This is a genomic window from Pseudonocardia yuanmonensis, from assembly GCF_039542425.1.
GTDB lineage: Bacteria > Actinomycetota > Actinomycetes > Mycobacteriales > Pseudonocardiaceae > Pseudonocardia > Pseudonocardia yuanmonensis.
Genome location: NZ_BAABIC010000021.1, coordinates 118,070 through 125,011, shown reverse-complemented (window position 1 = coordinate 125,011; position 6,942 = coordinate 118,070). Strand labels below are relative to the sequence as shown.

General features: G+C 70.9%; 7 protein-coding genes and 1 pseudogene. 3 read left to right on the top strand and 5 right to left on the bottom strand.

Translation table 11 applies throughout. The features are described 5' to 3' along the window. The 3 genes and pseudogenes from ABD990_RS26300 to ABD990_RS26290 form a co-directional block, all read right to left on the bottom strand. Window positions 1–222, bottom strand: a pseudogene (locus ABD990_RS26300) (amidohydrolase family protein); the annotation flags it as partial. Between the two features lie 73 nt (window positions 223–295). Then, complete coding sequence (locus ABD990_RS26295) at window positions 296–1,057, bottom strand: alpha/beta fold hydrolase (RefSeq protein ID WP_345383429.1); 762 nt, start codon at window positions 1,055–1,057, stop codon at window positions 296–298. 85 nt (window positions 1,058–1,142) lie between these two features. Further along, window positions 1,143–2,027: a fumarylacetoacetate hydrolase family protein gene (locus ABD990_RS26290; protein WP_345383428.1), complete on the bottom strand. Its 885-nt coding sequence runs from the start codon at window positions 2,025–2,027 to the stop codon at window positions 1,143–1,145. A 146-nt stretch (window positions 2,028–2,173) separates the two neighbouring features. Between ABD990_RS26290 and ABD990_RS26285 the strand changes: the two genes are divergently transcribed. Next, window positions 2,174–2,836, top strand: a complete 663-nt coding sequence (locus ABD990_RS26285; RefSeq protein ID WP_345383427.1) for a FadR/GntR family transcriptional regulator — start codon at window positions 2,174–2,176, stop codon at window positions 2,834–2,836. 85 nt (window positions 2,837–2,921) lie between these two features. Here the strand turns inward: ABD990_RS26285 and ABD990_RS26280 are convergent, their stop codons facing one another. Both ABD990_RS26280 and ABD990_RS26275 read right to left on the bottom strand, forming a co-directional pair. Beyond that, window positions 2,922–3,596 (bottom strand): YdcF family protein, encoded by a 675-nt coding sequence (locus tag ABD990_RS26280; RefSeq protein ID WP_345383426.1) that lies wholly within the window; start codon window positions 3,594–3,596, stop codon window positions 2,922–2,924. Window positions 3,597–3,599: 3 nt separating this feature from the next. Then, window positions 3,600–4,364 carry a GntR family transcriptional regulator gene (locus ABD990_RS26275; RefSeq protein ID WP_345383425.1) on the bottom strand — a complete coding sequence of 255 codons (765 nt, stop codon included), beginning with the start codon at window positions 4,362–4,364 and terminating at the stop codon, window positions 3,600–3,602. A gap of 193 nt (window positions 4,365–4,557) precedes the next feature. Between ABD990_RS26275 and ABD990_RS26270 the strand changes: the two genes are divergently transcribed. Then, complete coding sequence (locus tag ABD990_RS26270; RefSeq protein WP_345383424.1) at window positions 4,558–4,938, top strand: hypothetical protein; 381 nt, start codon at window positions 4,558–4,560, stop codon at window positions 4,936–4,938. A 349-nt stretch (window positions 4,939–5,287) separates the two neighbouring features. After that, complete coding sequence (locus ABD990_RS26265) at window positions 5,288–6,937, top strand: FtsK/SpoIIIE domain-containing protein (protein ID WP_345383423.1); 1,650 nt, start codon at window positions 5,288–5,290, stop codon at window positions 6,935–6,937. Window positions 6,938–6,942: the final 5 nt, after the last annotated feature.

Sequence of the window (6,942 nt, the reverse complement as noted above, 5' to 3'; positions counted from 1 at the left end):
GTTGTTCCAGGAGAAGTGCGTATGGGCGTCGCAGAGCCCGGACATCAGCGTCCGGCCGCGGCCCTCCACCACACGCGCGCCGTCGGCGCGGGCGGGGTCGACGGTGCCGACCGCCGCGATGCGGTCGCCCTCGACCAGCACGTCCCCGCGGTAGGGGTCGGCGCCGGTGGAGTCGAGGATCGAGACGTCGCGGAACAGGATCTTGCTGGTCGTGGTGGGCACGGTGCCCCTCCTCTTCCTTGAGGCTTGGTGATGTGACGGGTCGTGCTGGTGCCTGTGGTGCTGTGTGGTGGGTTCAGAGGAACTTGCGCAGGTGGTCGGTGACCGGGCCGGCGGCCTCGAGGGCGGTCCAGTGCCCGACCCCGGGCAGGATCTCGACGGTGGCCGAGCCGTGGGCGTCGGCGAGCTCGCGGGTGGCCTCGGGCGGGCCGACCTTGTCGTCGTCGCCGGTGATCAGCAGCAGCGGCAGCGCCGGGTCGACCGGACCGGGGTCGGTGGCGGCGGCCAGCGCCTCGCAGTTGCGGGCGTAGCCCTCCGGGTCCTGGCGCATGACCAGTTCCCGGACGAACGCGGCGACCTCGGGCTTCTCGGTGCGGGTGGTCTCGGACACCGCGTTGGCGACGACGCCGGGGGCCACTGCGGCGGTGCCCTTCTCCCGCAGGACCGCGGCCCGGTCCCGCTGGGCCTGCCGACCGGCCTCGGCGGGTTCGCGGACCGCGCCGAGCAGGGTCAGCGAGCTGACCTTCTCCGGGTACTTCGCGGCGAACGCCCGCACCACCAGGGTGCCCATCGAGTGCCCGACCACGTGCGCCGACGCGACGCCGGCCTGGTCGAGCACGCCGGCCAGGTCGTCGGCGTGCGACTCGATGGTGATCCCGTCGGCAAGCTCGGAGCGACCAGCGCCGGCGGAGTCGACCCGGATGACGGTGTGCGAGCCGACGAGCGCGTCGGCCTGGACCTGGTAGAAGTTCGAGGTCCCGCCGAGCCCGTGCACGAACAGGACCGCGGGGCCCTCGCCGGCGATCTCGACGGCCAGTTCCTTGCCGTTGACCTTCACAACTCTCCTCGTGGCTCGTCTGCGAATGTTTCGTGTCGGCTGCGTGTGCCGGCTGCGTGTCTTGGGATGCGGTCAGGCGATGCGGTCAGGCGATGCGGTTGCGCTGGCGGCCCAGGCCGGTGATGGCGATCTCGACGACGTCGCCGGAAACCATGAACTTCGGCGGGTCGAAGCCGATCCCGACCCCGGCGGGGGTGCCGGTGGCGATGATGTCGCCGGGCTGCAGGGTGATCCCGGCCGAGATCGTGGCGATCAGCTCCGGGATGTCGAAGATCAGGTCCTTGACCGGGGCGGACTGCCGGGCCTCGCCGTTGACCCAGCTCTGCACCTGCAGGGCGGTCACGTCGTCGATCTCGTCGGCCGAGACCGCGTACGGGCCCATCGGGCAGTGCGTGTCCAGCGACTTGCCCAGCAGCCACTGCTTGTGCTTGCGCTGCAGGTCACGGGCGGTGAAGTCGTCGACGATGGTGTAGCCCCACACGTGGTCGAACGCCGCCTCGCGCGAGATCCCGCGTCCACCGCGGCCGATGATGACCCCGAGCTCGGCCTCGTAGTCCAGCTCCGAGGTCACCCCCTGGTGCGACAGGATGTCGTCGAACGGCCCGGTCACCGAGGTGGTCGCCTTGGAGAACACCACCGGGTACTCCGGCAGCTCCTCCGAGCGGTCGGGCTGGTCGTAGCCGGAGCGCCCGAACTCCGCCACGTGCTCGCGATAGTTCTTGCCGACGCAGAAGAGGTTGCGCCGCGGCACCGGGATCGGGGCGAGCAGCCGCACCGACTCCAGCGGCCGGGCCGACAGCTTCGGTGTGCGCTCAGCCAGCACGAGCTCCCACTCAGCCCAGTCCTCGATCACCTCCAGCACACCCGCACCCGCAGGGAGCAGCTCGCTCACATCGCGGACCTCGCCCGCGTCGGCATCCACCACACCAACTCGAGGGCCGGCCTCGGTGGAAAAGGTCACCAGCTTCATCGCCGCACCAATCTGAACCAATCGAACCAATCAGGTCGGGTGCCGACCGTACGCCGCATCGCCACCGCTGTCGACCCCAAATTTCGCGTGACCAACCCCGGCGTGATTGGTCTTGATTGGTTGCACCCAGCGGCTATGGTGGGTGCATGCAGACGGTGGAGCAGTCCCTACGCGCCCTGCTGAGCGAGGGCACTCAGGACGGCAGCCTCGGCCCGGGCTCGAAGCTGCCCACCGAGCGTGCCCTGGTCGAGCGGCTGTCCGCCCCCCGCGGCGCGATTCGCCGCGCGCTGGAGGTCCTCGAGCGCGACGGGGTAATCATCCGTCACGTCGGACGCGGAACCTTCCTCACCGAGGCCGCCGTCGCGCAGGTCGACGGCGCCCCCGCCGACACCAGCCCCGCCGAGATCATGCAGGTGCGCCTGCTGCTCGAGCCCCAAGTCGCAGCGCTCGCCGCGCGCGTGGGCACCCAGGCCGACCTCGACCGGATCGGCGAGTGCCTCGCCGGCGGCGGCGCCAGCGACGACTTCGAGGGCTTCGAGTCCTGGGACGCCAAACTGCACCGCGCCATCGCCAAGGCCGCGCACAACGGGCTGCTCATGAACATGTTCGACGTGCTCAACACCGCCCGGGCCCTGCCGGTGTGGGGCACCCTCAAGCGCCGCACCTCCACTCCGGAACGGCGCCGCTGCTACCACGACGAACACACCGCGATCGTCGACGCGCTGCGCGACCGCGACCCCGACGGCGCCGAAGCGGAGATGCGCCGACACCTCCAGCACGTGTCGGACAACCTGCTCGGCCGTCATTGACCGGGCGGGGTCGAACCACTCGGACTTGCCGGCTCCGGAGCCGTCGGATCGTGATGCCTAGGTGTGATCAGCTTCGTGATCTTGGCTAGCCGGCGAGGAGGCGGTCGGTGTAGCCGCGCGCGATGAGCAGGGTCATCGCGTCTCGGGTCTCGGCGGGGACCTGTTCGGGCGCCGAAAATCCGCGCTCCGCGTAGACCTCGATGCGTTGGGTGTCGCCGACGAGCATGGAGATCACGCGGTGCTCGTCGCCGATGCTGGCGATGTAGGCGCGCAGTTCCATCGGCGCGCCAGCGGTGACGACCTCGACCTCAGGCCACAGCTTGCGGCAGGTGGCACGGGCTCGGCGCTGTTGGTACGGCCGACTGATGAGGGTCACCGCGTGCACCTGGTGCCCGGTGCCCGCGAGCAGCTCGCGGGTGCGGGTGATGTTCTCGCCGGTGTTGGTGGCCTGGTCCTCGACGAGGATCGCGTCGGCAGAGACGCCCAGTTCGATGGCGTGCTCGCGGTAGTGCACGGCCTCGCCGCGCGGGAACCGGTCGACTGTGGTGGGGGCGTTGGCGCCGGTGAAGACGATCAGCGGAAAGAGGCCGCGGTGGTAGAGCTCGGCGGTGGTGGTGGCAACGGAGACGTCGTGGCTGCCGAGGCCGATGCCGACGTCGCTGCGGGTGTCGGTGCCGGTGTCGAGGCGGTGGTAGTTCCACAGAGTCTCGACGGCGTGGGCGATCTCGGGGTCGTCGAGGGCGGAGCTGGTGCGCGACATGGCTCAGTCGGGGATCTTGAAGGTGTAGGTCCAGGAGAAGCGGCTGGCGGCGTGGACTCCGCGGGCGAACTCCACACAGCGGCCGTCGGCAGTGAAGGTCTGGCGTTCCAGGATCATCACCGGCTCTCCCGCGGGCAGCTCGAGGGTCTCAATCTCGTCCTGGGTGGGCATCCGTGAGTGGATGGTCTCGGTCATCCTCTCGGGCTCCATGCCCTTCGAGGTGAGCACGCCGAAGCCACCTCCGCCGGGGATAGGCCCGGGCGTGGGGTCAACGATCGGGGTGCCCTCGACGTCCTCGGGACGGTAGTAGCTGGCGAGGGTGTGGGTCGGCTGGCCGTCGTCCTTGACCAGACGGGCGCGCTCGTAGACCTTCGCGCCAGGCTCGACGTCGAGCGCCTTCGCGATGGTGTGGTCAGCGGGAACCTTGCTGATGGTCTGAGTCTGATCGCCCGGCTTCCACGGTACGCCCGAGGCCTCACGGTCAGCGGAGAAGCCGATGATCCCGGACTTCCAGCGGCTCTTGGCGTAGCGCTCGGTCCCAAGCCGGCGCATCGGCGGCCGCGCCCGCACCACTGTGCCTCGGCGGCGGATGGGCGTCACCAGGCCTTCGGCTTCGAGCTGGGCGACGGCCTTACGCACGGTGTGGATGTTGACCTCGTGGCGCGCGGCGATCTCGTCCTGCTTGGGCAGGGTCGAGCCCGGCGGGTACTCCCCCGCCTCGATCGCCGACCGCAGAGCGTCAGCGACGTCCCGGTAGCCGCTCGCCACGTCACCTCCGTCATCGGTGCCCGCTGACCAGCGGAAACCTGTAGCAAGGTCAGATCGCTTCGTACCTACCGTCAAGGCTAGCCCTATGCCATCCGAGCGATAGAGCTATCTCTGTTTGACAGCTGGCTCGCAGCGATGCTCCACTAGGCGAGCCCGATAGAGATAGCTCAATCTGACTCGGAGGGTCCACCCGATGCGAGACATCCCCGTCAACCTCGGCGGCTACAAGCTGACCGTCGTCGAGCCGCCCGCCCCGAAGATGCGCGAGGACGCCAACGGCGCCCAGGTGCCGGTGACCGACAAGGACGGCGCCACCCAGTTCACGATCTCGCTGTTCGCGAAGCTGCGGGTCAAGCCCGGTGAGTGGGCCCCGAAGGGCGAGGAGATCAAGGTGACCCTGGCGACCGACCCGGGCCCGGACTTCGGCGAGGACGCTCGCGTCGAGCTGCTCGACGCCCGGGTCAGCCCCTACCAGATCGAGAGCGCCGGGCGGGTCAATGCCGGGCTCGCCTGGCGGGCGATGGGTATCAAGCACGCCGCCGCCCCGGCTCCGCGTCCCTCCGGCGACAAGTAGCACCCTCCCCGGGCCTGACGTGACGGCCCATCCCCCGCGGCCTGATCCGGCCGCTCTCTCGGGCACGGGGCGGCCGACCCCCTTCTGATCGGCGAAATCGCAGCAATTCGGCAGTGGCTGCCCCCTGCCCGAAACACGCCCCCACCAAGGAAGGCCAGCCGATGAGCACCTGTCCTGACTGCACGGACTCCGGCTCGTGCAATACCTGCGACGGCTACGGCACCACCGCCGAGACCCATCCCGGCGCCGGCGACTCCCGGCCCTGCCCTGCCTGTCCCGGGGACGGCGTCTGTCCCGGCTGCCACGGCACCGGGATTCCCTGCACCGCATCCGCGCCTGAGGAGTCGCTATGCCGCTGACCACCGCCCGCGCCAGCCACGGTCGGGTCCGCCGGCCCGCTCACGGCGTCGGCCGCCTGGTGCGTCGCCTCGACCGCGAACGCCGCCGGTTCCTGCACGCCACCGCCCCGGAGATCCCGACCGAGCAGGCCTGGCGCGCCGGGGTCGCCGAGGGCCTGCGTCTGGCCCAGCTCGCCATCCGCAAAGGGAGTCTGATCATGGCCCGCCCCGTCCACCGTCCGTCCCTGCGCCATCACCGCGCCCGCCACGACGTCGTCCGCCACTCTGCCCGCCGGGTCGGTGGCGAGTTCCGCGGCCTGGCCTGGCTGGTCCGGCACCCGCTGTTCGCCCTCGTCCCGGCCGCCCTGATCGCTGCGGCGGTTCTCGTCGGCGCCCTGCCGACCGTGCTCGCGGTCGCCGCGGTGGCGCTCGTGGTCGTGGTCTGGGGTCGGCTGCACCCGCCGTCGTTCGACCGCCTCGCCGCCCCTGCGCTGCGCGCGACCTGGCGCCGCTGGACCACCTACCGCGGCCGGCGCTGGGCCGCGCTGCTCGCCGACTGCGGGCTCGCCCAGACCAACCACCACACCGGACACATCGACGCCCCCCGCGTGCTGCGCGTCCGCTCCGCGACACCATCGATCGACACCCTGCGCATCCGGCTCACTCGCGGTCAGGACCTCACGCTCTGGGCCGGCCGCACCGAACCGCTCGCCGACGCCCTCGGCGCCCACCGAGTAGCTGTCACCCGCCACCGGCCCGGGGTGCTGACCGTCGTCGTCGAGCGGGACATGCCGTTCCGGTTCGCCATCCCGGCGCCCACCATCCCGGCTTCGGCGGCATCGGTGGATCTGACGGCGCTCCCGGTCGGCGAGGACGAATACGGCCACCCCTTTACCTTCGGCGTCCCGGGGCGGCACGTCGTGGTGGCCGGAGCATCGGGCTCGGGGAAGGGCTCGCTGATCTGGTCCCCACTGCGCGCCATGGGCCCGACCATCCGCGACGGCCTGGTCCGGGTGCACGTAATCGACCTCAAGGGCGGGGCCGAGACCCGCCGCGGCGTGCCGCTGTTCCACCGCCACGCCACCACCGCCGCCGAGGCGATCACGCTGCTCACCGACGTCCGGGACGAGATGAAGGCCCGCCAGCAGCACATGGCCGACCACGGCCTGCGCCGCCTCGACGCCAGCACCGAAACCCCGCTCGACCTGGTCGTAATCGACGAGATGGCGATGCTCACCGCCTACGGCGAACGCAACGACGTCCGCGAAGCCCTGCGACTGCTCGCCGAGATCCTCACCCAGGGCCGGGCCTGCCTGACCTCGGTGATGGGCTACGTGCAGGAACCGACCAAGGACGTCGTCGACGTCCGGGAGCTGTTCACCACCCGGATCTGCCTCGGCGTCACCGCCGCCTCGCACGTCGACATGGTCCTCGGTGACGGGGCCCGGGAACGTGGGGCGCTGGCCGACGAGATCCCCGGCGACGAGGCCCACGCCGGGATCGGCTACGTGATCGACCAACGCTCCCGGCTCCCGATCCGGTTCCGCGCCGCCCTGGTCACCGACGACGAAATCGACGAGCTCGTCGCCCACTGCGCCCCGCCCGCGCCGCCGGAGCTGCGCGCAATTACGTCCGATCTGAGCGATGGGGAGGCGGCGTGATGTGG